The sequence below is a fragment of the Argonema galeatum A003/A1 genome, assembly GCF_023333595.1.
Classification (GTDB): domain Bacteria; phylum Cyanobacteriota; class Cyanobacteriia; order Cyanobacteriales; family Aerosakkonemataceae; genus Argonema; species Argonema galeatum.
Genome location: NZ_JAIQZM010000016.1, coordinates 45,444 through 69,845 on the forward strand (window position 1 = coordinate 45,444; position 24,402 = coordinate 69,845).

20 protein-coding genes are annotated in these 24,402 nt (G+C 44.4%); 16 read left to right on the top strand and 4 right to left on the bottom strand.

Going from position 1 to position 24,402, the window contains the following annotated elements; genetic code table 11:
* Positions 1-250 precede the first annotated feature (250 nt).
* Entirely contained in the window at positions 251-1,240 is a 990-nt protein-coding gene (locus LAY41_RS17585; RefSeq protein ID WP_249100688.1) for a pentapeptide repeat-containing protein, read from the top strand.
* A 141-nt stretch (positions 1,241-1,381) separates the two neighbouring features.
* Here the strand turns inward: LAY41_RS17585 and LAY41_RS17590 are convergent, their stop codons facing one another.
* Both LAY41_RS17590 and LAY41_RS17595 read right to left on the bottom strand, forming a co-directional pair.
* Positions 1,382-2,107 carry a DUF4079 domain-containing protein gene (locus tag LAY41_RS17590; protein ID WP_249100691.1) on the bottom strand — a complete coding sequence of 242 codons (726 nt, stop codon included), beginning with the start codon at positions 2,105-2,107 and terminating at the stop codon, positions 1,382-1,384.
* A 90-nt stretch (positions 2,108-2,197) separates the two neighbouring features.
* On the bottom strand, positions 2,198-2,647 hold the full coding sequence (locus LAY41_RS17595; RefSeq protein ID WP_249100693.1) for a DM13 domain-containing protein: 450 nt from the start codon (positions 2,645-2,647) through the stop codon (positions 2,198-2,200).
* A 504-nt stretch (positions 2,648-3,151) separates the two neighbouring features.
* Between LAY41_RS17595 and LAY41_RS17600 the strand changes: the two genes are divergently transcribed.
* The 3 genes from LAY41_RS17600 (at position 3,152) to LAY41_RS17610 (ending at position 9,352) form a co-directional block, all read left to right on the top strand.
* Positions 3,152-3,877, top strand: coding sequence for a DUF305 domain-containing protein (locus tag LAY41_RS17600; RefSeq protein ID WP_338023003.1), 726 nt, complete (start codon positions 3,152-3,154; stop codon positions 3,875-3,877).
* 327 nt (positions 3,878-4,204) lie between these two features.
* The gene (locus tag LAY41_RS17605; RefSeq protein WP_249100696.1) at positions 4,205-6,148 is read left to right on the top strand and encodes an efflux RND transporter periplasmic adaptor subunit; all 1,944 of its coding nucleotides are present in this window, start codon (positions 4,205-4,207) and stop codon (positions 6,146-6,148) included.
* Between the two features lie 78 nt (positions 6,149-6,226).
* The gene (locus LAY41_RS17610) at positions 6,227-9,352 is read left to right on the top strand and encodes an efflux RND transporter permease subunit (RefSeq protein WP_249100699.1); all 3,126 of its coding nucleotides are present in this window, start codon (positions 6,227-6,229) and stop codon (positions 9,350-9,352) included.
* 92 nt (positions 9,353-9,444) lie between these two features.
* Here LAY41_RS17610 and LAY41_RS17615 read toward each other — a convergent pair whose 3' ends face one another.
* The gene (locus LAY41_RS17615) at positions 9,445-9,618 is read right to left on the bottom strand and encodes a hypothetical protein (protein ID WP_249100702.1); all 174 of its coding nucleotides are present in this window, start codon (positions 9,616-9,618) and stop codon (positions 9,445-9,447) included.
* A 56-nt stretch (positions 9,619-9,674) separates the two neighbouring features.
* Between LAY41_RS17615 and LAY41_RS17620 the strand changes: the two genes are divergently transcribed.
* The 12 genes from LAY41_RS17620 to LAY41_RS17675 all read left to right on the top strand — a co-directional run bounded on the left by LAY41_RS17620 (position 9,675) and on the right by LAY41_RS17675 (position 23,031).
* Positions 9,675-10,178 (top strand): hypothetical protein, encoded by a 504-nt coding sequence (locus LAY41_RS17620; protein ID WP_249100704.1) that lies wholly within the window; start codon positions 9,675-9,677, stop codon positions 10,176-10,178.
* 573 nt (positions 10,179-10,751) lie between these two features.
* Positions 10,752-11,291 carry a DUF2808 domain-containing protein gene (locus LAY41_RS17625; RefSeq protein ID WP_249100707.1) on the top strand — a complete coding sequence of 180 codons (540 nt, stop codon included), beginning with the start codon at positions 10,752-10,754 and terminating at the stop codon, positions 11,289-11,291.
* Between the two features lie 365 nt (positions 11,292-11,656).
* Positions 11,657-12,361, top strand: a complete 705-nt coding sequence (rppA, locus tag LAY41_RS17630; RefSeq protein ID WP_249100710.1) for a two-component system response regulator RppA — start codon at positions 11,657-11,659, stop codon at positions 12,359-12,361.
* Complete coding sequence (gene rppB / locus LAY41_RS17635; RefSeq protein ID WP_249100713.1) at positions 12,348-13,658, top strand: two-component system sensor histidine kinase RppB; 1,311 nt, start codon at positions 12,348-12,350, stop codon at positions 13,656-13,658. The genes rppA and rppB overlap by 14 nt, the downstream gene beginning before the upstream one ends.
* Before the next feature lie 195 nt (positions 13,659-13,853).
* Positions 13,854-14,849 (top strand): pentapeptide repeat-containing protein, encoded by a 996-nt coding sequence (locus tag LAY41_RS17640; RefSeq protein WP_249100715.1) that lies wholly within the window; start codon positions 13,854-13,856, stop codon positions 14,847-14,849.
* Positions 14,850-15,264: 415 nt separating this feature from the next.
* Entirely contained in the window at positions 15,265-17,403 is a 2,139-nt protein-coding gene (locus LAY41_RS17645; protein WP_249100719.1) for a hypothetical protein, read from the top strand.
* A 13-nt stretch (positions 17,404-17,416) separates the two neighbouring features.
* Positions 17,417-17,623 (top strand): hypothetical protein, encoded by a 207-nt coding sequence (locus LAY41_RS17650; protein WP_249100722.1) that lies wholly within the window; start codon positions 17,417-17,419, stop codon positions 17,621-17,623.
* Between the two features lie 454 nt (positions 17,624-18,077).
* Positions 18,078-18,809 carry a DUF3891 family protein gene (locus LAY41_RS17655; RefSeq protein WP_249100724.1) on the top strand — a complete coding sequence of 244 codons (732 nt, stop codon included), beginning with the start codon at positions 18,078-18,080 and terminating at the stop codon, positions 18,807-18,809.
* Positions 18,810-18,948: 139 nt separating this feature from the next.
* Positions 18,949-19,746: a glucosamine-6-phosphate deaminase gene (locus LAY41_RS17660; protein WP_249100726.1), complete on the top strand. Its 798-nt coding sequence runs from the start codon at positions 18,949-18,951 to the stop codon at positions 19,744-19,746.
* Between the two features lie 59 nt (positions 19,747-19,805).
* Positions 19,806-20,384, top strand: a complete 579-nt coding sequence (locus tag LAY41_RS17665; protein WP_249100729.1) for a GNAT family N-acetyltransferase — start codon at positions 19,806-19,808, stop codon at positions 20,382-20,384.
* A 100-nt stretch (positions 20,385-20,484) separates the two neighbouring features.
* Entirely contained in the window at positions 20,485-22,026 is a 1,542-nt protein-coding gene (locus LAY41_RS17670) for a Vgb family protein (RefSeq protein ID WP_249100732.1), read from the top strand.
* Between the two features lie 153 nt (positions 22,027-22,179).
* On the top strand, positions 22,180-23,031 hold the full coding sequence (locus LAY41_RS17675) for an Npun_R2479 family HD domain-containing metalloprotein (RefSeq protein ID WP_249100735.1): 852 nt from the start codon (positions 22,180-22,182) through the stop codon (positions 23,029-23,031).
* 222 nt (positions 23,032-23,253) lie between these two features.
* On the opposite strand, the gene LAY41_RS17680 is transcribed toward LAY41_RS17675, so the two are convergent.
* Positions 23,254-24,339 (bottom strand): nucleotidyltransferase domain-containing protein, encoded by a 1,086-nt coding sequence (locus LAY41_RS17680; protein WP_249100738.1) that lies wholly within the window; start codon positions 24,337-24,339, stop codon positions 23,254-23,256.
* Positions 24,340-24,402: the final 63 nt, after the last annotated feature.

The window sequence follows — 24,402 nt, forward strand, 5'->3', positions numbered from 1 at the left end:
TATATGACAAGCTTCTCTTCCAACTCATTCTTGATTTTTAGATTCCGCATTTTCCTAAATAACTTGTAATACTTTTCGGTGACAGAGCGATATATTATATAAGTTAGATCAATTTTTAGCAAGGCACTAAATTAATCTTTACTTGAGTTTAGCGGTGAAATAAATCTTTGTTTTTGGTAAAAGAAACACTCATTTGGGGCAATATATAAATATATAGACTGGCTAAGATGGGCAGTACTGGGGTCAATCTATGGACGCTAATGAACTACTCAGACGCTATGCAGCAGGAGAAAGAGATTTTAGTGGAGCCAATTTAATTGGAGCGAACCTGGAAAGAGCCAACCTGGTAGGGGCAAACTTTTCAGGCACATATTTAGCAACGGCTAACCTCAGTCGAGCTTGCCTCACGGGAGCAAATCTCAGTCGGGCTTTCCTGCACCGGGCAGATCTACGTTTTGCCAAAATCAACGAAGCCATCCTCACAGAGGCAGACTTGACAAAAGCCAACCTCAAAGGAGCATACCTAGTCAAGTCGCTGCTTACGGGTACAAGACTTAGCGGAGCCATCCTCTCAGGAGTAAACCTGCGTTTGGCGAATTTGCAAGGCGTCAACCTGTGTGGGGCAGATTTGCGCGGGATTAATTTGCGATCGGCCAACCTGGTGAATGCCAACCTAAATTGGGCAAACCTGAGTGAAGCCAGATTGAGCGGTGCTTTGCTCAGGGGAGCATCACTCAATGGTGTTAACCTGAGTAGGGCGTTGTTGAATGGCGTAAACCTCAATAGTGTAGATCTAGATGGGGTCAACTTGAGCGAGTCAAAACTGAGTGGAGCCAACTTGAGTGGAGCTAACCTTTCAGCCGCCAACCTGAGTAACGCTCAGCTGCGGGTGTCGCTGCTGGCCCGATCGAATCTTCATGCCGCCAACCTTACTGGCGCAACACTCGCTAAGGCAGATTTATGTGAGGCGAATCTAACTAAAGCAGACTTATCATACGCCGATCTCAGCGAAGCCGACTTAACAGGGGCTAAGCTGAATGTAGCAAGATTGTCTGAGGCAGACTTGACTAAGGCGAGTCTGCGGGGAGCTTACCTGTGGGGAGCCAACCTGAATGTGGCACAGCTGCGGGGCGCAGATTTTAGCGGAGCTAGCCTGTGCGGGGCATACATCGAAGGGGCAGACTGGCAGGAGGCAATCCTCAGAGGTGCGACGATGCCGGATGGCACGCTACACGAGTAAGAAAGTCAAAAGTCAAAAGTCAAAAGAAAATTGGTCAGTGGTCAGTGGTCAGTTGTCAGTTGTCAGTTGTCAGTGGTAATTAATTATTTTTTGACTTTTGACTTTTGACTTTTGACTTTTGACTTTTCGAGCCCCTAACCCCTAGCCCCTAGCCCCTAGCGCTGGTGCTGGTGTCGGACAAGTTTTGTTATTAAAATCGCAGGTGTAAATATAGGGTTTCTGCCAGCTTAAAGGGATATCCAGCAAATCCCTCGTACCCGTTAACCCCTGTCCCACAAAGAGTAAGACGGCAAAACTGTTCAAAATGATATGAAGGGTTCGCCAGCGATTCGATTTATCTTGATAAATATCTTGTTGAATGGCTAAGGCGAAAATCATCAGCAGGGCGGCTGTGATGCCGATGTAGTAATGAGACCAATACCATTCATTGGTGCGCCTAAAAACCCCATCTTGGCAACCGAGAATAACTAAACCTGCCCCTGTCAAAGTAGCAAAAATCCCGCGCCACAGCTTCTTCTTGGCCACGTTGAGCAATATCAGCGAAGCGATCGTATCCAAAAACATCAGGGCGATGAAGGCGACTTGCAAAGGTGCTTTACTCCAGATGCGATCGCTCAAAATATGTTCAAAAATCGGATATGCCAGTCCCACCAAAGTCAGCCCCACGACTGAGCCAGTCAGCCAGCGACCCAGTTTAACGTGTTCTAGGCCAACACTAGGCGGGATTTTGCTTTTGTCTTTGCCAGCGGTTTGCAATCTGCGCTGGCGCGTCTGCCATGCAAAATTAACCACCATACCAATTAAGGGGAAGACTACTACGACTGCTAAAGCCGGATGAATAAGAGCCAGAAAATCTTTGAGTTCCATAACACACCCAAGGGCAACAGCTTGTGTTGATTTAATATCATCACGCTTTGCGTGATGATTGTAGCAAAAAGCCGAGCAGCGATGGAGGCGTTACCCACCCAAAGCAGCATAACCGAAAGTGGCGTTGAATCGGCGACACCAGATTGCTACAGAGCGAAAGTTCGTTAGATTAACATTGGCAGGAATAGCATAGCGTTGCATACCGCTCACTTTTTGCAAGCGCCCGATGCTCACATAATCTTGTCTCCTAATTCCCGATATTGGCGGTGCATCAGAACGATGCAAAATTACATATAAATCGGGGCCGTTGTTTGTTTTAAACGTATTACCTAACACTAAGTAGCGTTTACCATTTTCTACGATTATACGGGCTATTCCCTGAGTGGGATGTTCTCCATTCATAAACGTGCCCGATTGTACAGACATCTCTGCCGACCTTTGGGCTAGCGCGATCGAACCCTGATTTGAGCTAACTTCTGTTGCCAAGCCAACGCTTAAAATGACACCTGCACCAAGCATTGCTAGATATTTCAGTTTCATGGCTTTCAAATCCTTAAATAATCATCTATAAACACTCTAAATGTTTGTGCTAGCAACAAAATGAATTTTTACTGAGAAATGAATAGGAAAATACTGATTTATGGCTCAGTAAATCCTTAGAATTCCCTGCGGGGGTGACAACAATCTGTCAACCTCTTACTCCGTGCGGGGTTGACAGATTGTTGTCAAAAAAAGACAGGTCGTGTCTTCTCAAGAAGACCTGCCAATCATGAAAAAATGTATAAACTACCCACATTCTACCAAATCCACTTAAAAGCTGGCCTGAAACGATCTGAATATTTAATTTTTTGGCTCCTAGTGGGAATGATAGAGAATTTCATCCAAATTTCATTTACGCGTGAAACACTGAGTAGTAGTACCACCTGACGCTGTGAAATATTGCTGTCTTTCGTCAATAGCCAGCTACTCAGCACGGGTGATTAAAGTTGTCCCTACCCTTGACTGAAGAGTCAAAGATAGTAAAAAAGTTTCCGGGTGTGTTAAATGAACTTCAAACCTATGCGACCAATTTCAGTGAGAACTAGCTTGTTAGCAACCGTTATAGCGATCGCTTCTCTGAGTGGAATCCTTACAGCCTGTTCTACTGCCTCCCAAAACCAAGTTCAAGCTCCAAACACTCCCCCTGCAAGCACTGCTAGTAGCAAGCAGGACAAGGGGCAAAGCACTGGTATGGAGCATGGCAGCGGCATGAATCATAGCATGGCAATGAATTTAGGCTCTGCTGATGCTGAATACGATCTGCGATTCATCGATGCCATGACCCCACACCATCAAGGGGCAGTAACGATGGCAAAGGAAGCGCAGCAGAAGTCTCAACGCCCTGAAATTAAAAAGCTAGCAGACGACATTATCAAAGCTCAAAACAAAGAGATTAATCAGTTGAAACAGTGGCGCAAAGCATGGTATCCCCAGGCAAGTAGCACCCCAATGATGCACGACGCTCAGATGGGTAAGATGATGCCGATGTCTCAAAAGCAGATGAAGGGCATGATGATGGACATGAACTTAGGAGTGGCTGATGCTGAGTTCGATCTGCGCTTTATCAATGCAATGATTCCGCACCATGAAGGCGCAATAATGATGGCTCAAGATGCGCCCAGTAAGTCTAAACGTCCGGAAATCAAGCGACTAGCTCAAGATATTATCACTTCACAAAAGGCAGAAATTGAGCAAATGAAACAGTGGCGGCAAGCTTGGTATAAAAAGTAGAGTTGTTCAATGAATTTGAGTACGACCAAGCTTTAGATAATTTAGCACGAGCCATTAACGGCAATGTAGGGCAGACTCAGTAACTAACAGCAATAACGTGAGAATTCGGCTGTTAATTTGCTGAGTAACTTTTTCAGTTACGCAATGCAAAGAGCCTTAATTGAGATTTCATCTAGATTTCATTTCTCCATGAAAAACTAGAGAATGAGAGTTTTATAGGCTCTGTAAGAAATTTGTTCCAGTGGAGCAGGCTAGCTACCTCCCTTACTCAGTACAAATGCCTTCCCGAAAAACTTGGCTTTCTCGGTATACTTAAGGACATTCCCGATGATACCCAACTCTTACCGTTCTCAACCATCGACAGCGCGACTTTGTGTTTCTGGGACAATCCTGAGCCTAATTCTACTAACGGCTCCCACTGTCGTTTTAGCCCACGGCGGACATGGAGATGAATTTCAAGGAGGAACTGAAGCAACAGAAACTCCTGCTTCAATTCAAGTTGATGCAGAAACTGCCAAACGGCTTTTAATTAAAGTAGAGCCTGCTAAGTCGCAGCAACTAGCTATTGGCATTAAAACCACCGGACAAATTGAAACCTTACCCAACAAAAAAGTAGAAGTAACTGCACCAATTCCAGGAAAAGTTGTTGAGTTGTTAGTAGAACCCGGTGCATCGGTGAAAGCAGGTCAACCCGTCGCCGTCATTTCTGCATCTGAGTTGGTTGAACTGCGCGTGAACTCTCAGGAAAAACAAGCCCAAGCTCAGGCAGATTTGCAAAAGGCTGAAGCCGACTTAAAACTAGCTCTAGGAAATTACGATCGCCAGCAAAAAATATCTGCTGCTGAAATAGCACAAGCCCGAACTCAACTAGACGCTGCTCAGAAACAGTACGATCGAGATAAAGCTATAGTGGAGCGAAAAGCGGTCTTGAAAGTCGCCCAAGAAAACTATCGCCGTCAGCAACAAATAGCAGAAGCAGAAATCGCACAAGCCCAAACCGAAGTGGCAGTTGCACAAGAACAGTACGATCGAGATAAAGAATTGGCGGCACAAGGAGCTATCCCGCGACGGCAGATGTTGGAATCTCAAGCCCACCTCGCAGAAGCTAAAGCTGCTCTCACCAAGGCTATGAGCCGCCCGGAGGTTCTCCAAGCCGAAACTGAAGTTAAACGCGCTGAGGTAGACCTTCCTCTCCGGGATTTACGAGAATCGGAAGGTAAACTGGCAGAAGCTAAAGCGCAACTTATCAAAGCCAACAGTCGCCGGGAAGTTTTAGAAGCAGAAGCTCAACTCAAACGCGCCACCTCAGATGTTGAGGTAGCCAAATCCCGTTTCCAACTGAGTAACACCATTTATCAAACTCGGCTGCAACAACTGGGAACTAGCGCCAATGACAAAGGACTGGTGACGGTAACTGCTCCTATTTCTGGTAAAGTTGCAGATCGTGAAGTTACGCTCGGTCAATCATTCCAGGACGCGGGTGGTAAGCTGATGACGATTGTCAATGACAGCCGCGTTTTTGCCACAGCAAATATTTATGAAAAAGATTTAGATAAAGTTCAGATTGGTCAACGAGTAAGGGTGAAAATTGCTTCTTTACCCGATCGTAACTTTGAAGGAAGAATTACGCGGATTGGCTCATTGGTGGACGGGTCAACGCGAGTAGTACCCGTGCAAGCCGAATTGAATAATCCGGGTGGGGAACTCAAGCCCGGATTGTTCGCGGAATTAGAGGTAATCACAAACCGGACAGCTAATGCTATTTTGGCAATTCCCAGTTCGGCTGTGGTAGACGCAAATGGTAAAAAAGTGGTCTACGTGCAAAATGGGAATGCCTTTCAGACGGTTGAGGTAACGTTAGGTCAAACCTCTGGTGATTTAGTTGAAGTTAAAAGCGGTTTATTTGAGGGAGATTCAATCGTCACCCAACGCGCACCCCAACTTTATGCACAATCTTTGCGGGGCGGTAGTAAGCCAAAAGATGGTGAAGGGAAAGAAGCGCACTCAGAAACAACAGCGGTTAAAACTAACAGTTTGCCGCTACCAATATGGTTGATGGGAATTTCTGGAGGAGCAGCCCTTGTTACTGTCGCTTCTGTGGCTTTTTGGGCAGGTCGTCGTAATCGCCGACCTGCGGTAGCAGTAGGTCATCCAGAATACGAGGAGATGGTCTATGAAATTGAGCCTTTTCTCGACAACCACAAACAGCCAACCTTGTCTCGATCGATCGCACTGATTGAGGAGCGCGAAAACCATCAAAAATCGAACTAATTTCAGATTTGAAATGGCAGATTTTAAATTTGAAAAAGATTGTAATTTGAAAGCGAAGATCTAACATATCAAATTCTCATGCTCAGTAATATTATTAAATGGGCGATCGCTCGTCGCTGGTTAGTCATTCTCGGTGCAGTTATCGTCACTTTTTGGATATTTCGCACCATCATCCAAATGCCTCTGGATGTTTTTCCTAGCTTTGCACCGCCGCAAGTGGAAATTCAAACCGAAGCTGCCGGACTCGCCCCAGAAGAAATAGAATCACTCGTAACTTTACCAATTGAAAGTGCGATTAATGGGACTCCTGGAGTAACCGCAGTACGTTCTTCCAGTGCAGCGGGAATTTCTGTTGTCAAAGTAATCTTTAACTGGGGAACCGATATCTATCAAGCTCGCCAGTTAGTTACAGAGCGATTGCAACAAGCTCAGAGTAAACTTCCCGAAGGAGTAGAAACACCGCAAATTTCTCCAATTAGTTCCCCCATTGGGACTGTACTTCAATATGCTTTCACTTCTGAAACCACTCCTTTAATGGAAGTACGGCGAATTGTTGATTGGCAAGTAACCAATCGCCTTTTAGCTGTGCCGGGAGTTAGTCAAGTTGTAGCTTATGGTGGGGACATCCGTCAATATCAAGTATTAGTAGATCCAGCTAAATTAAAAGCTTTTGATGTTTCCTTAAAAGAAGTTACTGAAGCCGTAGCAGCCGCCAATGTAAATGCTCCCGGCGGTTATTTAATTACGCCCGATCGAGAAAAATTAATCCGGGGTATTGGGCGAATTGAATCTATGGAAGACCTGAAGCGATCGGTCATTATTGCACGTAATGGCACGCCTGTCAAAATAGAAGATGTTGCAGACGTAGAAATCGGCGCAGCGATTAAACGGGGTGATGGTAGCTTTAACGGTCAAAAGGCAATCATCGTAATGATTAATAAACAGCCTCTTGCCGATACTCCCACTGTCACTAAGGCTATTGAATCAGCAATGGCAGAACTTAAAGCTGGCTTACCCAAGGATATTAAAGTAACTGCGACATTTCGTCAAGAGAACTACATTGATTCCTCAATTGAAAATGTTAGAGAAGCTTTAGTTGAAGGCAGCATTATCGTTGCCCTTATCCTCATCCCATTTTTGATGAATTGGCGCAACCTTGCTGTTTGTCTAACTGCCCTTCCTTTATCTTTGTTGTTAGGAGTGCTAGCCCTAGACTGGTTGGGACAAGGCTTGAATACAATGACCTTGGGAGGATTAGCAGTAGCAATTGGTTCTGCTGTTGATGATGCCATTGTTGATGCCGAAAACGTCTACCGCTGCTTGCGAGAAAATAAATACTCTCCTCATCCTCGTCCGGTTTTAGAAGTTGTATTTGAAGGCTGCCAGGAGGTACGCGATTCGGTATTTGGAGCTACCATAATTACCATAGTTGTCTTTTCCCCAATTTTTGCTTTAACTGGTGTGGAAGGTAGCATTTTTATCCCGATGGGTATTGGTTATTTGGTGGCAGTTCTAGCTTCTAGTGTGACCGCACTAACTGTAACTCCGGCTTTGTGTGCTATTCTTTTGCCTCACGGTCGCTTGCCAGAAAGGGAACCTTGGGTGGCGAGATTTTTCAAGCGTCTTTATCATCCCCTGTTAACCTTTTCTCTGCGTGGTTCTGGAATCATCTTGAGCCTTGCCGCTGCTAGTTTGGTGGCGACAATGGTCATTGTTCCTTCGTTAGGACGAGTGTTTTTGCCAGAGTTTCAGGAGCAAACTTTGGTGAACACCCTATTACTCTATCCAGGTGTATCTCTGGACGCTACAAATAGCGCCGGTTTTGCACTCCAAGATGCACTTAAGGGTGACCCCAGATTTCCATTTGTACAGTTGCGATCGGGCCGTGCGCCTGGAGATGGAGATGCAGCGGGAGTGAACTTGGGGCATTTGGATATAGAGTTAAGTGAAGAAGGAATGAAAAACCGGGAAAAAACTTTAGAAAAATTACGGGAGGAATTTGCCAAATTACCAGGGGTAGCGCCTAATATTGGGGGTTTTATCTCTCACCGGATGGATGAGGTGTTGTCTGGAGTCAGGAGTGCGATCGCTATCAAAATTTTCGGCCCCGACTTAGAACAACTCCGCACCCTTGGGCAACAAGTTGACGATGTAATGAAAACCGTTAATGGAATTGTAGATTTGCAACTAGAACCTCAAATACCAATCGAACAAATACAAATCAAATTCGATCGTTCGGCAGCGGCAAGGTATGGTTTAACAGTCGGACAACTTTCCGAAATTATTGAAACCGCGCTCAACGGACGAGTAGTATCTCAAGTATTAGAAAATCAACAAACCTTCGACCTCCTCGTCTGGTTAAAGCCTGAAGCGAGGAGCAACTTAAATACTCTTGAAAACCTGCTTGTTGATACGCCTTCTGGTACTAAAATTCCTTTAGCTCAAGTTGCTAAAATTAATAACGCAACCGGGCCAAATACTATCAACCGCGAGAACGTTTCTCGCCTGATTGTTGTAGCTGCTAATGCTAAAGGAAGAGATTTGCGTTCTGTTGTTAATGAAATTCGAGAAAAAGTTAATCAAAACGTGCATCCGCCCTCTGGTTACTATATTCAGTATGCAGGGCAATTTGAAGCGGAAGAACGAGCCACGCAGAACATCTTAATTTCCAGTGCGATCGCCTTTGTAGTCATTACGGTAATCATGTACCTTTCTGTTAAATCTATTCCCTCTACTGCCGCGATCATGATTAATTTGCCTTTAGCTTTGGTGGGGGGAGTAATTGCGGTAGCTTTGACTGGGGGCATTATTTCCATCGCCTCCCTAGTTGGTTTTATCACTCTGTTTGGGGTGGCTACTCGTAACGGACTGCTACTGGTAGACAACTACAATAGCAAATTTGCTGAAGGTATGCCTTTTAAAGAAGTCATCATTAGCGGGTCGATGGAACGACTTAACGCTATTTTAATGACTGCTTTCACCTCAGCTTTAGGGTTGGCACCTTTGGTAGTGGAGGGTGGACCAGGGAAGGAAATTTTACAACCACTGTCAGTAGTAGTGCTGGGTGGGTTGTTTACTTCTACGGCATTAACGCTAATGGTGTTACCCGCGTTATACGCTAAGTTTGGGAAATACTTAGTTCCTAAGCGAACTAAGCCAGTTTCTGAGAACGGGAAAGTAGTCGGATCTGTGCTTGAAAAGTAAGTACTTGGACATAACTAAAACCTTCTAGAGTGTGAAAAACCTAGTTTCTAAAAAAATGGGTTTCTTAGCTTTGTTCATTTACGCTCACCTACTTAATCGTCAGGTAATACATGGCAAGCGACTTCCTCAATCAGACTGCAAAGCTCTTTGCTACAAGGATCGTCAAGAGGTTTGTCTGCCCATCGGTTTCGGTAGGCTTCTAGCTCCTCTTTCAGCGTCGTCATTCGGGAGATTTGCTCTTTAAGATGCTTTTTGGGATATTTCATCCTAATTTCATTTGCCTGTGTGAAATTGGGAAAATAACTAAGGAGGAGTGAAACTCATGAAATCGCTAAAATCAGGTTTGATTGTTCTCAGCAGTATCGGATTGCTTTTTTTGGGAGCTTGTAGTAATGGAACCCAAGCTGGCAATCAAAATAGCAGTCCTACAGCTTCTCCTGCTGCTTCAAAACCTGAATCTTCCAGTCCCGCCGCGTCTACAGAAACGGCTGCCAAATCAGACCATTCCAAATCTTCAAAAGGAGGTCAAGTTGTCGAATCAGGCTCCTATCACTTAGAGTTTGTCCCTGAGAAGGAAGATAACGGAACTCACTTGGATTTTTATTTGCAAAAAGGTGACAACCACGAAGCAATTCCTAATGCCAATGTGACGTCTCAAATTCAATTACCCGATGGCACGCAGAAAACTTTAGACCTCAAATATGATGCTGATGGTAAACACTACACTGCTTTGCTTCCAGGAACAACAGCCGGTCAGTATCAGGTAAAAATGAACGCAGATGTTAACGGTGAAAAGGTTAACGGTCGCTTTAGTTTTAATAAGTAATTTTAGAAATTGAAGGCAGAAATACATGAGTGTCTTTACCAGAATATCTTGAAATCTGTGGGCGCTGTGCTGAAGAATGCCGTCAGATGGCTACCGTTGCTGCCTAATTAACTTAAAACGGCAAGGTGGGTTATGTATCCCACCTTGTCTGTTTCTCACTAGATGAGTAAGAAAAATCAGGTATTATACCAAATCCGGGATAAAAACCCCCGTTATCCATAAGTTGGGTGAAGCATTGCGGTAGAAAGGCTTTGGCTCTTGGGAATACACTTATTGCCGCAATGCTTCACCCCTACACTTCACACTATAAAGGGGGTAAATAACCCGGATTTGGTATTATTAGTAATTTTTCTCAACTTTGTTAGCAATTGCGTAAGGCTAGCTGCTGTCTTAGCATAGGTATAATTAAGAATAATTATCAATTAGAGATTAGTTTGAGTAAATTTTTATTATCAACTGAAAATTTCATCTAGATTTCATAAATAGTTGTCAAGCTAGTTAATAGCAGATTTATTTTACCAGGATAAATCTGAAAATTAATTAACACAGTTAATTCTTTAGCGAGTCGAAATAATGAAACCGTTAATTTATGCAGCTGCGTTAACTCTAACAATCATATCTTTTAGGAGTATTGTGATGAAAAAGCTAATTTATGCCACTGCTTTCACATTGATGCTAGCCTCTTGGATTCCCGTAGCTCATGCAGCGGGAAGGAGTCGAGATTTCAAAGTTTCTCGCATTGTCCATAGTGCCGCACACGCTACTGGTACTCGTAACCTAGATGCTACTCATCATTTTGAAATTGATGTTGAGGGCTCTGCAATTTCAGAAATTTCGATGGATTTACCAGAGGGCATAAGCATTCATAGGGGAATTAAAATAACAAATCAATCTGGTCAAAAAATCCCAGCGACAGTTTCTATCGCTGACCGAAAAGCTACGTTACTTTTCGGTCAACCTGTAACTCCTGGAACAACAATATCAGTTAAAATTGAAGGCGTTCCTACTTCAATTTATCAACATTTTTGGCAGTACATGGTCTATGGCAAGATGGTTGGGATAGATGCAGCAATTCCCCTGGGAATCGCTCAAATACAAACCCCTGGTCGATAGAAAAATAGGGATGTTTCTGTGAAATTTTGCCTCTGTTTTTAATAGCTAGGCTTGCCTTCTGCGATTATATACTTCCAAGGATCTAACCAACACTTAGATCCTTAGATTCTCAGTAACAGCTTGTACGCTCAGATACTATTTCAAGGAAAATAGCAATTTCATCGTAATTTCATAATAACCTGTTAAGCTACAAATTAATGGCTCAATAGACTTCTTGCATACACTCCTTTTTACCCTCACACTTATTTCGGGGAGGAGTCTATGAGCTTTTTTTTATAAAGTTCCTTATTTAATTGCTTTTCTTTTAAATACTCAAAAAAAAGACTTTCTAAGAAATAGTTTTTGACCGGGGATGGGTTAATTTTATGAGAGTGCTGTTAGTGGAAGATGAACCAGACCTGGGTGCTGCTATTAAGCGAATCCTGAGCCAGCAAAAGTATGTAGTTGACTGGGTTATGGATGGCACGGTCGCTTGGAACTATCTAGAATATAACAAAACACAGTATACGCTGGCAATCTTCGACTGGTTGATACCAGGGATATCGGGATTAGATCTACTGCGTAAGTTACGTGCTAACAACAATTCTCTGCCAGTGTTAATGTTAACCGCAAGAGACAGAATGGAAGATAAGGTCGCTGGATTAGATGCGGGGGCAGATGACTATCTGGTCAAACCGTTTGGTATGGCGGAATTTCTGGCACGGTTGCGAGCTTTGCAGAGGCGATCGCCTCAGATCCAACCCGAACAACTAAATGTGGGTAGCCTTACTCTGGACTACGCAACGAGAACTGTTTATCGTCTCGATCCTAACGGTAATAAGGTGGAGATTACTCTAACTAATAAGGAGTTCCAGCTATTAGAGTATTTCATGAAACACCCGAACCAAATTCTTACTAGCGACCAAATTCGCAATCAGCTTTGGGAAATGAGTGCAGATACGATCAGTAATGTGGTAGCAGCTCAAGTACGCTTGCTCAGACGCCAACTAGCACAGGTAGGCAGCGCTCATCTGATTGAAACCATCCACGGTACGGGCTATTGTTTCGATACAACTAATGAACCAAAATAAGCTTTTTTCTCAGACTCGTTTACAACTAGCCAGCTGGTATGCGGTCGTGATGGGCTTTATCCTAAGCTTGTGTGGTTTTGGGGTATACGAGGCAATTGTCCATGCCCACTGGCAAACCTTAGACCGAGAGCTGGAGGCGGTTGCAGGAACTCTACACGATAGTATTGAAAACAAACTAAAACAACCTGGACGCTTGGAACCGACAGAAGAACAACTGTTGTCTGAACCGCAGTCGAAACGCCACATTCTAGGAGCAATTTACCAAGGTAATTACTATGTGAGATTGTTAGACCGTTCCGAACGGATTGTTGCACAAGTAGGTTTTGTGCCTCTTGGTTTACCTGTCACATCGCCAAAAACTACCTGGCAAAATCTTAAGGACGCTGATGGAAATCGTTATCATCAAATTTCTCTATCGCTGCATACTCAGGATAATCTTTCTTGGGGATATATGCAGATGGGGCGGAGTCTGAAAGACCTTGATGACTACCTCAAGACTGTCAAATTGGTTTTGTTTTTCGGATTGCCAATAGCGATGATTTTGGTAGGTGGTTCTAGTTGGTGGTTGGCAGGATTGGCGATGCAACCGATTTACCAATCTTATCGCCAGATCCAACAGTTTACAGCGGATGCTGCTCACGAGCTGCGGACGCCTTTAGCTGCTACACAAGCGACTGTTGAATCAGGGCTGGAAATGCCTCAGTTGGATGAACTTGAGGCGCGTGACATTTTACGAACTATAGAGCGTCAGAACCGCAGGCTAATTCAGCTGGTTGGCGATTTGTTGTTGCTGGCCCGTCTGGAGCGACAAGCTGTGCCGATGCGACTAAAACCTTGTTGCCTGAATGACTTGGTTGGGGATTTAATAGAGGAATTTGAAGCGTTGGCTCTTGCCAATGGCCTAACTCTCGCTGCTGATATCCAGGGGAAGCACCCAGTAGAGGTGGTTGGTGATGAAGATCAGCTGTATCGCTTAGTTTCTAATTTGATGGTGAATGCTATCCAGTATACGCCAGCCGGAGGGAAGGTAACAGTTGTTCAGGACTGTAGCGATCGTCATGCTGCGATCGAAGTTCAAGATACAGGTATTGGGATTGCACCCTCCGAACAGAAGCGGATTTTCGATCGCTTTTATCGGGTCAATAGCGATCGCTCTCGCAGTACCGGGGGGTCGGGTTTGGGGTTGGCGATCGCTCTAGCTATTGTTCAGGCACATGGAGGTAGCTTACAAGTGCAAAGCGAATTGAGCAAAGGTAGCACTTTCACAATTCGATTGCCCTATATTTCTAAGTACTAATGCTTAACTTTTTTTACTTTATGATATTTGTCAATATTCTAAGGCTAGGTTAACATAAAAGGCGAAAAGTTAATAAATTTTCATTCTGTTACAAATAGCGGATAAAACAGCAAAAAAATTAATGATTTTTTGGGGAGATATTGGGGCAATCTATAATTAGACGTACTAAATACAGCCGGATTGGAAGAAAATTATATGGACGCTAAAGAACTACTCAAGCTTTATGCCGCAGGACAAAGAGATTTTAGTGGAGCAAATTTAATCGGAGCTAACCTGGAAAGAGCCCACCTAGTAGGAGTTAACTTTTCAGGTGCATATTTAGCAGCAGCTAACCTCAGTCGCGCACACCTAACTGGAGCCAATCTCAGTGGCGCATTTTTGCACCGGGCAGATCTAAGTTTTGCTAAGGTAAATGAAGCAATATTAACAGATGCAGACTTGACAAAAGCAAACCTTCAAGGAGCCAGCCTAGTTAAATCGGTTCTAAAGGGAGCCAAACTGAGTGGGTCGATCATGACGGCTGTAAACCTGCGCTTAGCCAACTTGGAAGGTGTTAATCTGTGTGGATCGGATTTGCGGGGGATTAACTTACGTTCTGCTAACCTAACGAATGCCAATCTGAATTGGGCTAATCTTAATGGAGCCAGATTGAGCGGTGCCCAGCTGCGGGGAGCATTACTCAATGGAATCAAACTCAGTAAAGCCTTCCTCAATGGCGTAGACCTCAACAGCGTAGACTTGGATGGAGTCAACCTGAGCGAATCAAAACTCAGTGGAGCCAACCTCAGTGGAGCAAACCTCTCAGCAACCAACCTCAGTAATTCCCAGCTGCGTGTGTCGCTACTGGCAAGATCGAACCTTCATGCAGCCAACCTGAGTGGCGCAACACTCACCAAAGCAGACTTATGCGAGGCAAATTTGAGTAAGGCAGACCTGTCATCCGCCGATCTCAATAAGGCAGACTTGACTGGGGCAAATCTGAATATGGCTGACCTCACCGACGCTGACCTGAGTGAGGCAAGTTTGCGGGGAGCTTATCTGTGGGGAGCTAACTTAAATGTAGCAGCATTGCGAGGGGCCGATCTGAGCGGGGCTAGCTTGCGCGGAGCATACATAGAAGGAGCAGAAACCTACTGGCCGGAGGCAATTTTGACAGGCGCGACAATGCCAGACGGAAGTCGTCATAACTAGGCTTTAGTTTTCCTACTAACGCAAGTTGCTAGTTACTTGCTTTCTGGGTATGTATAGCAACCGCTCTCGTCGACTCTTGACAGTAGGGGCGAAGCATTCGGGTAGTAAATGTTCGGTTTTAACCAATAAATTATCTGCCCGAATGCTTCGCCCCTACCCCAGATTTATGGCTTAACCGACTTTCATCGGTTGCTATAATACAAGGCTATACATTTCTGAGTAAATTTAAAACTTGTATTTTTTCTAACTAAATGCCCCAACATAACATTATAATGTTATTCAAATTTTCCCTTAATCAAATCATAGTATTTTCTTAATTTAACTATAGCAGCTTGCTAATGGCTCCTTAACTTTGTAGAGACATAGTAATCCATGCGTGTCGTAAATAAGGCTAATTTTTTTTGCGGCATTCAACATGGTACAAAATTTATTTCTTAAGAAAGAGGAAGGATTTGTCATGGCTGCTACTCCTTACGTAAATAATGTACCTGGTAACCCAGGCTACGAATTCATCCCTGTGCTGACAGTGGGAGATGAAGTTCCCATGATTGACGGAACAGTGGGAAATTTTAAAGTCGCAGCAGGTAAAACCTTCGCCATGACTGGGATACCAGATGGAATGGGAGTATATGAGACAAAAGACTACAATTACCTCTTCTTAAACCACGAAATCGCCTCAGTTGATAGTAAGGGCGCTCCTATTTTCTCCGACATTTCCCCCACCGTTCCTGGGAAGATTCAAGGATCTAGGGTCTCCTTGTTTGTATTCGATAAAGCCTGGAACATAATCGGTGGTAAAAACCTCATCGAAAAGGCGGTGGATGCTACTGGCGAATACGTCTTAAACACCTCAAGTGGCGTTTATGCAAATGCTGCCACTGGTCAAAATCTGAGTTTCAGCCGCTTTTGTTCTGCCTATTTGGCTCAATATGGCTTCGTTGATGCGAATGGCCAGGAAATACCCATCTATTTTGCTCCCGAAGAAAGCGATTCAAAAAGTCGTGGCTGGGCGGTATCTCCCGACGGCGTAGCTTTGGCACTCGACGGATTGGGTCGCTACGCCAAAGAAAATATCGTTGCTGCTTCCCAATATCGAGCCATCAATTCCGATAAAACGGTTTTGTTTAGCACAGAAGATTTCACCGACGGCGAAGTTTATATGTTCGTCGGTCAGCAAACCCCTCAAGATCCCAACGGTTTCAACGACGGGCAATTGTACGCACTGAAAGTCAATGGATTAGACGCTGAAATTATGGCTGAAGGCGTCAAAATTGGAGCTACATGGACGCCAATTCCCAAGGATATAGCGCTCAATCCAGACGGCAAATTTCTCGGTGATTGGGTTAATGTTCCAGGTCGTACAACTAACTTCCGCCGTCTGGAAGACTTTGCCGAAGATCCCAAGAATCCTGGCACTTTTTATTTTGTTACTACAGGAACCACCGACAAAGCTGCTGGCGGAAAAGCAAATACCCCTGCTGAAGCTGAAAATCCCTACGGCAAGATGTATCGTTTTAGCCTCAATCCTAACGATCCGGTTGGGTCAATCTCCAACTTTGAACTTGTGCTGACCGGCAGTTTGGATACAGGCGTTAGTTATGACAACATTGTTGTCACCTCCAACGGTAAAGTCGCGATTCTGGAAGATGAAACTTCCTTCGGTGGTGATGCTATGTCTGCCAGGGCGCGGGACGCTGGCATTTGGTCTTACGATATCGCTACTGACAAAGATCAGATGATTGGCACAATCAACGAAAGTGCTGCCGGTTCTCAGTTTAATAACACCAGTAAAGCTGGCGAATGGGAAACCTCTGGCATCATTGAAATTGGGTCTGGCAGAAACAATTATATGTTTGATGTTCAGGCCCACACTATCACAGACCGATCGCTTTTGAAAGGCAACCACGTTGAAGGCGGTCAGGTAATTAGGGCTATGTGGCAGGGGCCAGATGTGCTAGCAGCCAAGGGGAATGAAGCAATCGATGGCAACAAAGGCAACGATTCGATCAGCGGCGCTGGTAGTTCTGGTAACAACACGCTGAATGGCGGTCAGGGTGACGACACCTTAACTGGCGGCACAAAAGATACCATGTACGGCGATTTGGGCAACGATATTATTGTTGCTGGCGCTAGCAACATAATTAATGGCAACAATGGTAATGACTATATCATTGGCGCAGATAATTGCACCATCCGGGGCGGTAAGAATGATGACATCCTTTTCGGCGGTACTAATAGCATTTTATACGGCGACTTAGGCAACGATGTTTTGTTTGCTGGCAATGGCAATAACGTCCTCATTGGCGGCGATGGAATAGATGAGTTCCGCATTGCTAACACCGCACTTCCGGGTGCTGTTAATATTATCGCCGATTTCAAAGTTGGTATGGATGCGATAAGTATAGCCAGCATACCAGGGGCGACGAGTTTTGAATCTATTACGCTCACTCAAAATAGTGCTGACGTTCTTATCAGCATTTCTGGTAAACAAGTGGCTTTAGTACAAGGCGTACAAGTGAGTGCTATTAGTAGCAGCAATTTCCTCTTCCGTTAGTAAGAGGATGTAGGTGGGCAATGCCCACCCTACTACTGCTGTCAATTTAAATCGGGTAGGAGACGGCGGTGCGATCGAATATAGCGGTTTTGAGTTGCATAAAGTACAGCCTGGGATAGCTAGATCCCCGACTTCGCAGAAGTTGTCGGGGATCTCTGTACCTCACTCAGATGAAAAAGGCTGTAAGCTGTCCTGCACGCACAACCCATACTGGAATTAATTTTGGCTTTGCTACTAACGTAAGTTGCTAGTTAGAAAACTTTGAGAGTTTAAAACCCGGTTTCTTGTGTTTGCAAGTCGCAGTTAATGATAAAATCACCCACAAAAATCTGATTTTTACAATAACTAGCAACTTGCGTTACTAATTGCTTACCCTGTGAATCGTGAAACAACCAATCACCCCGTACTAATTCCAGTATGGCGAGCTAGCCACAGTCACATAATTTAGGACAGTATTGAACGCTCAAAGCAAGGAAGCTACTGTGTTTTTACTCACACGGCTTTCGTTGCACTCAGCACTTTGCTATATTCCGAATTGGCTTGGATGTGCTATTATTTTAAATCTAGAATGGTAAAGTTTAGGCAGCTTCTCTCCAACGGCAGAAGCCATAGGGGGTGTATTTCTGCGATGGTTATATGTATGTCAAAGTAACCATAAGGAGAAAAAAGCTTCCGTGATTGCTAATCAACACGAGAAAGGTTGGGAAGTCATTTACCATCAGGCTCATGCCTTGCTAGCTGCGGTATTGGCGGGACACTGGCGGAAAAAAGACCGCCCCTTGCGCTGGATTGAAACAATAGCGGCGATTTCTCATCACGATGATTTAGAACGGGAATGGGAAGGAAACCACCTCACTGAAGTGGGTACGCCTTTAGACTTTACTCTTGGCAATGAAACTAAAACTGACATTAAACCGCTGACAGAATTGACGACTAATGCCCGCTACCGGGGACGGTGGGTAGCAATGCTGATTTCTATGCACCTGAGCTTTTTAAATGAAGGTAAACGCGGAGAATCAAAGGAATTGGATAGCTTTTTGGACGAACAAAAAGAAGATCAAGAAACATGGCGGCAGGAACTAAAGATTACTAAAAAGGAAGCCGATCAAGCTTATGCTTTTATGCAATTGTGCGATCGCCTCTCGCTGATCCTGTGCAACCGGGAATTACCAGCGGGTGAACGTGCCTTAGAAATCGCCAAGGGGCCTGACGGCAAACGCTATGATATTATGGAGCGTAGCGATAGCACTGTCACCGTGACACCCTGGCCTTTTGAAGAGGAAGAATTTCCTGTGACTTTGGAAGCGTGCTACCTAAAACAAGTAAAATTCGACAGTAATGACGAACTCACAAAAGCGCTTCAACAGGCACCGATTGAATTATTGGAGTGGAAATTTGTAAAATAACGATTTTTTTATAGTGGCGATCGGTACTCAAAGGCGCGATCGCCTGCTGTACGCCAAATCACCCAGAGCATTTCGATCCTAATCGCATCGGCATTGCGGTTTACTAAATAAAAACATTTGTCCTTATAAAAATCCAGCTATGTCTAATCCACAAAATACATCTCAATTTCCTACACCTGTAAAAACTGTTCGGGTCGATGCCTTATCGGTGCGAGTATACGACTCGGAAGCTACTATGGCGCAAGACGTGGCGCAACTGGCACAAACCTATTTGCAAAACCTCCTCACTCAGCAGGAGTCGGCGGCTGTACTCCTGGCTACAGGCAACTCGCAAATCGAGTTTCTAGACGCCCTAATTGCCATAGGAGGCGTGGATTGGTCTAAAATTACCCTTTTTCACCTAGACGAATATTTGGGTATTGATGGCGAACATCCTGCCAGTTTTCGTCGCTATATGCGCGATCGCGTTGAAAATAGGGTGCATCCTGCGGTTTTTCATTACATAGAAGGGGACACGATGCAACCCCTGGATGAATGCGATCGCTATTCCCAACTTTTGCGATCGCAACCCATAGACCTTTGTTGTCTTGGATTGGGAGAGAACGGACATTTAGCTTTTAACGAACCGTCTGTAGCCTCTTTCAAGGAAACCAGACTTATAAAATTGGTGAAACTGGACAAAAAGACGCGCCAGCAACAAGTAAATGAAGGTCATTTTCCCAATCTTGAAGCCGTACCCCAATATGCTTTTACACTTACCATTCCGACGATCTGCACTGCAAAACAAATCTTCTGCTTAGCACCCGAAAAACGTAAAGCTTCGGCAGTAAAAAATATGTTAACAGGAGAAATTAGCTCGGCAATTCCAGCCTCCGCACTCCGCCAACAAACTCAGGCGACGTTATTTTTAGATACAGATTCAGCCAGTCTACTTTGATTCGCCTTTTAAAATTACCTACAATAGACTAATCCATCCTTCATCGTGTTATTCTCAAAGTGTCACCTGCTCAAAGAGCCCCAGTTTCGATTCGCCTAGCTCAGTCAGAAGACATCAGCAAAATCACAAAAATTCAGATTGATTCTATCCGAATTCTTTGCGCTCAGTATTATAACGCAAGTCAAATTGAGACACTGCTAGAAAATAAGAAACAAGGTAGAAACTGGAAAGAACTTATTTTTGTAGCAGAAATTCAAAGTCAGATAGTTGGGTTTTCTGCTCTTTCCCTGATCGAACCAACGATTAACGGCGTATTTGTCGATCCAGCCTTTATTCGTCAAGGGATTGGTCAAAAATTATTGGCTGCTTTAGAAAATGAAGCCGGAAAAAATCGGGCGAGATGTTTGTGGGTTTCAGCTTCCCTGAATGCAGTTCAATTTTATGAATCCCAAGGTTATCAAACTATCAGCAGAAATACCATTTCGCTAGCATCTGGAGTTCCAATTCCAGTAGTTACCATGAAGAAAGTGTTGATTCCACCGACGCGGGCAGAAATTATTGTCACCCAGCTAATCTATATACTCGTAATTCTTTTCTTACTGTTTGCTGTAGTGTTGAGGCTTCTGTTTGCTGGGTAAATCGGTCTACCATGCAAAGATCGATCGCCAAGTTGACCGATCGAGCTTTTGAGTGTATCATACTGTAATTTATGTAGTTAATACAGGAAAAACCTATCTCATGCCCGATGCCATAGGACTTTTTGACGAAAGCTTTTATCTAAGCAGCAATCTCGATGTTGCGACGGCTGTAAGTAATGGTTCCTTTAGCAGTGGAATTGACCACTTTAATAAATTCGGTCGATTTGAAGGCCGCGACCCCAGCGCCCTGTTTAACACAAGCTTTTATCTCGAACAAAACTCAGATGTCGCCGTCGCCGTTGCCAGCAGGCAAATCGCGGCATTTGACCACTTCGAGGATTTTGGTAAATTTGAAGGTCGCGACCCCAGCAATTTGTTTAATACCAGTGTTTATCTGAAACGAAATCCAGATGTTGCGGTTGCGGTAGAAGGAGATTTAATCACGGCATTTGACCACTTTGAGAAATTGGGTCAATTTGAACGCCGCGACCCCAATACTTTGTTTAACACTCGTGCGTATTTAGAACGAAACCCAGATGTCGCCGCCGCTGTGCAGCGTTCCGAACTCACAGCATTTGACCACTTTGTAAAATTCGGTATTAACGAACAACGTTCGCCAGTTCAAGCTTTCAGAGTTCTGGACACTTTTTTAGTTGGCAATACCAACGGTAACAACGTGGTGCGTTTCGACCCGAAGACTGGAGCTTTTTTAGGAGAGTTTATTCCCGCTAATCGTGGTGGACTCTTTTCTCCAGACAACCTGCTTTATGGGCCAGATGGCAATGGAGATGGCATATCCGACCTTTATGTCAGCAGTGGAAATAAACCTGCAACTTCAACAGAAACTGGTGCTTCTGCAATATTGCGTTATGACGGTGTAACGGGAACATTTATTGATGTCTTTGTCGGCGATCGTCCCAATACGCCCAATATTGATGAAAGCGGCGGTTTGTTTCGCCCTTACGGTTCTGCCTTTGGCCCCGATGGTAATCTTTATGTCAGCAGTTTCCTTTCTGACCAAATCCTGCGCTACAACGGCAAAACCGGGCAATTCATAGATGTGTTTGCCACTGGGAACCAGCAAGCGGGCGGGTTGAACGGGCCAAACGGCCTCCTGTTCAGCCCCGATGCTAGCCTCTACGTTACCACTGAAGGCAGTGTGGCGCGTAACGGTGAAGCAGATTTTAGCGATGGTCTTCCCAGTCAGGTGCTGCGCTTCAATTTGCAAACAAGACAATCCACCGTGTTTGCTTCCCCTTCACCTTCACCGGATAGTTTTGGGTTTGTTAGTCTTTTGGGGATGGCTATTGGCCCCCGCGATCGCAACCTCTACGTCAGCGACTTCGCTAACGATATCAGACGCTATGATTTGCAGACTGGGAACTTGCTAGGTGTTTTATCGACAAATTACACCAGTACTTCTCCCAGTAGCAATTTCATCGGTAGCTTGGCATTTGGATCGGATGGTAATCTGTTTGCGATCGGCTTTGACAATCGCGATAATGCTTCTAGCATAGGTGCTATCTTACGTTACAACAGTACTGGAGAGCCTCTTCCTTCACCAGGGAATACTGCGTCTATCTTTGTTCCGCCTGACACCAGGTTAACTCGTCCCATCGGCATCGCTTTTTTTGTTGGTTAACCGACATGGACGTCACTAAAGTCACAACAGGTGGTGTTTGCCATCACCCATTACAGCCAAAACACATTTCATTATAAAAAGTAACCATCCAGAATGATGCGGTCACTAACCGCATCACTGTCCCAATACCTGTCGTGTCTCGTTGGAATATCCATGTTCGATCCCACGCAATTAATCATCGACCACTTCGTTCTTCAGCTGCGAGAAGGCTACAAGCGCACTTATGGAGGCTGGAAGCCTGACTACGCAGATATAATTGGTTGGGCCGGAAATATGGCCCTGGAAAATATCGCCAACAGCGACGCCCTCTATCACAATGTCGAACACACCATCTTAGTCACCTTGGTGGGACAAGAAATTTTGCGGGGCAAACACATCCGCGAGGGTGGCGTGTCCTGCGAAGATTGGTTGCACGCCATCATTTCCTTGTTGTGCCATGACATTGGGTACGTTAAGGGGGTTTGCAGGCAAGACCGACCGCCGGAAGTTTTGTATGCTACAGGCATAAACGGTACAATGGTGAAATTGCCTCTAGGCTCATCTGATGCCAGTCTGGCTGCTTATCACGTAGATAGAGGCAAACAGTTTATTCAAGAACGCTTTGGGTATCACAAGCTAATTGATGCTGAGTTGATTAAGCACAATATTGAATTGACCCGTTTCCCTGTGCCAGCAGATGAGGATCATCAGGACACTCTCAATTATCCCGGTTTGGTTCGCGCCGCCGATTTAATCGGTCAGCTAAGCGATCCGCGATATCTTAAGAAGATTAGCGCCTTGTACTATGAGTTTGAAGAAACGGGCGTCAATAAAAACTTAGGCTACCACCACCCAGGCGATGTGCGTCAAAACTATGCCAAGTTTTACTGGAATGTGGTCTATCCTTACATTAAAGATGGGCTGCGCTATTTAGATTTGACGCAAGAGGGGAAACAAGTTCTGGCGAATCTCTACGCGAATGTGTTCGTTGTGGAGCATGAGCAGTCTAATATTGGGGTAGCGTAAACTGAAAAGTCGTGAAATTTCAGCAAATATATTGTCAGCGGTGAGTTGTCAGTGGTGCAGAGGAACTTACCGCTGTTTGCATTTTATGCGATCGGGATAAGTAGGTAGTATATGTAACGAAACATAAAATTTCTCTATTTGGTACGTAGTTGCGCTTTAGCGCTCTTATACCTGCTACGTAGGAGGTATAAAAGCGCTAAAGCGCAACTACGTACCAGCACTTCACAAACCCTGCATACTAACTAAATCAATACAAAGCTGATTAACTGCCTCTCTATCCACACTTTTTGGCAGTGTAGATTTGGCATAAGCAACGTCGAGTTGCTGGTAGAGGTTATTAGCGATCGCCATCACTTCATCATAACTATACTCTCCTCTTTTAATCGCCAGCAACTCTTCGGCATCACCTGCTTCTCTCCGGTCTATTATCACATTCTGCGTTTCTAAAATTTCAATCCCGCTTTTTAACAGTCGGATCGCCTGCATAACAAATTTGGCATCATACCCAACTTTCGCTTCCATTGCTGCCCGTGCGGGATTGCGGTTTTTCTTCCATTGTTGATAGTTTTCATATTCTCTGTTAGCATTATGATACTGTTGAGTTTTTTGGATTAATTTAATGAAATTTTCCGATGTATTAGATATTTTTGTGGTATAATCTAACGTCTCTTCTGGCAAAGCATACTGTTTTAACACTGCCTTGAAATCTATTTCTGCCATTAGCAAATTATAAAGCTCTTCCGCCTCTTCCAAAAACTGAATGCGGCCTCTAATCAAAAGATAAAGATATTCCAAAAACGCATTTAGTTGTACAACTGTCAGCGGTTGGGTTGGCGCTAAACCAAAGTCTTCTGGCTCAGGCTTGCGTTGAGGCGGATTGAGCAACCAGCGACGGTGCGACTCTAATTTTTTGATTTGGGCATAACCGTATCCTGCATAAGTTTGTCTCACTTTTTTTGAGAGAAACATCTGCTTGTGTTGCTTTAAGGTTCTGCCGACATCGGTTATATGAACATAGTCCTTGAACCAAAGAAGCTCCAAGATATTGGGATTGTTGTCAGCAGACAGTTCCAAAAACTTTTTTAGCTCATAAATAGAAGTATCTTTCGATAAATAAGAAAACTTTCCCGGTTCTTCTGTCCAACCGCTATCTTTTTGTTCTATGCTTTTCAATCCCAGGTAATAAGGTTTCGTTGCTATAAAGATGCCGCGATAGTCACGATCGGAGGTTTCAGTGGCTAAACCATAACCCTGACTTCCTGTTAAAGCAATGAGAATTGTTCTTTGTTCTATTTCTTGGCGATTCATTGACAGATTTTGGGGGATGGAAGGCACAGAGGGGAAGTGTTATCTAGAAGTGACTCTGGAAAA

Excerpts from the sequence above, each read along its gene's own strand:
- LAY41_RS17585 (WP_249100688.1), top strand. The coding sequence starts at position 251 with ATGGACGCTAATGAACTACTCAGACGCTATGCAGCAGGAGAAAGAGAT.
- LAY41_RS17590 (WP_249100691.1), bottom strand. The coding sequence starts at position 2,107 with ATGGAACTCAAAGATTTTCTGGCTCTTATTCATCCGGCTTTAGCAGTC.
- LAY41_RS17595 (WP_249100693.1), bottom strand. The coding sequence starts at position 2,647 with ATGAAACTGAAATATCTAGCAATGCTTGGTGCAGGTGTCATTTTAAGC.
- LAY41_RS17600 (WP_338023003.1), top strand. The coding sequence starts at position 3,152 with ATGAACTTCAAACCTATGCGACCAATTTCAGTGAGAACTAGCTTGTTA.
- LAY41_RS17605 (WP_249100696.1), top strand. The coding sequence starts at position 4,205 with ATGATACCCAACTCTTACCGTTCTCAACCATCGACAGCGCGACTTTGT.
- LAY41_RS17610 (WP_249100699.1), top strand. The coding sequence starts at position 6,227 with ATGCTCAGTAATATTATTAAATGGGCGATCGCTCGTCGCTGGTTAGTC.
- LAY41_RS17615 (WP_249100702.1), bottom strand. The coding sequence starts at position 9,618 with ATGAAATATCCCAAAAAGCATCTTAAAGAGCAAATCTCCCGAATGACG.
- LAY41_RS17620 (WP_249100704.1), top strand. The coding sequence starts at position 9,675 with ATGAAATCGCTAAAATCAGGTTTGATTGTTCTCAGCAGTATCGGATTG.
- LAY41_RS17625 (WP_249100707.1), top strand. The coding sequence starts at position 10,752 with ATGAAACCGTTAATTTATGCAGCTGCGTTAACTCTAACAATCATATCT.
- rppA (WP_249100710.1), top strand. The coding sequence starts at position 11,657 with ATGAGAGTGCTGTTAGTGGAAGATGAACCAGACCTGGGTGCTGCTATT.
- rppB (WP_249100713.1), top strand. The coding sequence starts at position 12,348 with ATGAACCAAAATAAGCTTTTTTCTCAGACTCGTTTACAACTAGCCAGC.
- LAY41_RS17640 (WP_249100715.1), top strand. The coding sequence starts at position 13,854 with ATGGACGCTAAAGAACTACTCAAGCTTTATGCCGCAGGACAAAGAGAT.
- LAY41_RS17645 (WP_249100719.1), top strand. The coding sequence starts at position 15,265 with ATGGTACAAAATTTATTTCTTAAGAAAGAGGAAGGATTTGTCATGGCT.
- LAY41_RS17660 (WP_249100726.1), top strand. The coding sequence starts at position 18,949 with ATGTCTAATCCACAAAATACATCTCAATTTCCTACACCTGTAAAAACT.
- LAY41_RS17670 (WP_249100732.1), top strand. The coding sequence starts at position 20,485 with ATGCCCGATGCCATAGGACTTTTTGACGAAAGCTTTTATCTAAGCAGC.
- LAY41_RS17675 (WP_249100735.1), top strand. The coding sequence starts at position 22,180 with ATGTTCGATCCCACGCAATTAATCATCGACCACTTCGTTCTTCAGCTG.
- LAY41_RS17680 (WP_249100738.1), bottom strand. The coding sequence starts at position 24,339 with ATGAATCGCCAAGAAATAGAACAAAGAACAATTCTCATTGCTTTAACA.